The organism is Ligilactobacillus equi DSM 15833 = JCM 10991 (assembly GCF_001435735.1).
Taxonomy (GTDB): Bacteria; Bacillota; Bacilli; order Lactobacillales; family Lactobacillaceae; genus Ligilactobacillus; species Ligilactobacillus equi.
Map to the genome: position 1 here is coordinate 1 of NZ_AZFH01000185.1, position 1,931 is coordinate 1,931.

Genomic DNA, 1,931 nt, shown 5'->3' on the forward strand with positions numbered 1-1,931 from the left:
GAACTACTGACACGCAAGTGTCGTGAGTTACAAGCCCCCGAACTTGTTCGGGGGTAATTGACTTTCTACAATGTTTTACGTAGTAATCACGTGGCGGCTCACCTGGTGGCTCTCATCGACTCTAGTTACAAGAAAGATGAATTGACCATCAGTCAGGAACAAAAACCCTTTGATCCTGGAGGTGATGCACGTGGGATTCGGTTAGATATGTTTTTACAAAGTTTAGATGGGGACATGATTGACTTTGAAATGCAAAATAAAGACAACCATGATACTGCCAATCGGACTGGCTATTATCACGCCGTCATGGCCACTGAGATGTTAAAGAAAGGGCAAAGTTATCGCCAGCGTCATAGTACTTGCGTTATCATGATTACTATGTATGATTATTTTGGTGATGGTAAGGCTATTCATAAGATTACTTCACGTAGCCAAGATGGCCACAAATATCCCGATAAGCAGACCACCTATCTAATTTATCCTTATGGTGATTTAACTGGTCTTCCAAGAGACCTACAAGATTTTCTCAAACTTTTAACTGAGCGCCCTACCAGTGATGATGAGTTCATCACGATGGTAAAAGAGCTCATGATTTCAATCAAAACTAGCGGAAAGATGAGGTATGATTTTATGAGATTACAAGATAAATTAATGGATGCATACGAAGAGGCGTATGAAGAGGCGTATGAAGAGGCGTACGAAGAGGCTTATGACGAAGCTACCGACGCAACAATTAGCTATATAACACGTTACAATGAATTAGTTGCTCAAGGGCTTAGCTTGCAAGAAATTATGGAACAATTGGTAGCTCAATTTGGCGAAGAACACCGCCCTGCCTTAGAGAAAATTGTGTTAGCTCTCAGTAATTAAGAACAAAAAAGCGATGGTGAAATCCTAACTAGTGGATTTTTTCCATCGCTTCTTTTTACGTCCTGTTATGGTGTGCTTACACTAGAACTTTACGCGGTCTTTTCCCCTTTATGTTATTCCCTGAATTTTTTCCGAAGATTTTGACCAAAAATTAGCACCATCAATATTACTACCATCACTTCAACTAATTTTCGACTGGTCCCCTCTTCATTCAATTGTGGTAATTGTCTTTTGGCATTTGCTACTTTTTTACGATCCGATGCGCTAAAACTTGGTTGACCATTTGCAATTTTCTTTAAGCCTTTTTTAGAATGTATCCCTGTCAAAATACCCTCTTCTGAATCTTGGTTTAGTACCGGCTTCAAAAGTACACCGTTTGGTTTCTCAAAATCTATATCGGCCTCAACCGTTGTATCTTCTTGTCCTAAACTAAGGAATTCCCCACTATTTGATAACTCTGAACTTACTTCAGATGGTGATGACTCGCTTAAATTCGCACTTGGAGTGGCATCTAATTTTGCTACTTCACTTGACGATGACGTCGAGGATTGAGACGATGCTGACTCGCCTAAAGTTATACTTGGGCTAGCACTTGGTGCCGGCGTTGTTGAGGATTCGCTTGGACCCGATGTTGTGGTCTCTGATGGACCTGATTCGGGCATAGTCTCACTTAGAGTTACATCTGAGGATTCACTTGGACCCGATGTTGTGGTTTTTGATGGGACTGACTCGGGCATAGTCTTACTTGGTACTTCTTCTGAGGATTCACTTGGACCCGACGTTGTAGTTTCTGATGGACCTGACTCTGCTGTAGTCTCACTTGGGACTTCTTCTGAGGATTCACTTGGACTCGACGTTGAAGGTTCTGATGGGACTGACTCAGGCGTTGTCTCACTTAGAGTTACATCTGAGGATTCACTTGGACTCGACGTTGAAGTTTCTGATGCGACTGACTCGCCTAAAGTCTCACCTGGTACTACTTCTAAGGCTTCGCTTGGACCCGACGTTGTGGTTTCTGATGCGACTGACTCGGGCATAGTCTCACTTGGAGTTACATCTGA

1 protein-coding gene and 1 pseudogene are annotated in these 1,931 nt (G+C 42.4%); one reads left to right on the top strand and one right to left on the bottom strand.

Annotation, left to right across the window (positions count from 1 at the left end; translation table 11 throughout):
* Positions 1-57: 57 nt before the first annotated feature.
* Entirely contained in the window at positions 58-870 is an 813-nt protein-coding gene (locus FC36_RS10055) for an Rpn family recombination-promoting nuclease/putative transposase (protein ID WP_025021583.1), read from the top strand.
* 113 nt (positions 871-983) lie between these two features.
* Here the strand turns inward: FC36_RS10055 and FC36_RS10060 are convergent.
* Positions 984-1,931 (bottom strand): annotated as a pseudogene (locus FC36_RS10060) (hypothetical protein); the annotation flags it as partial.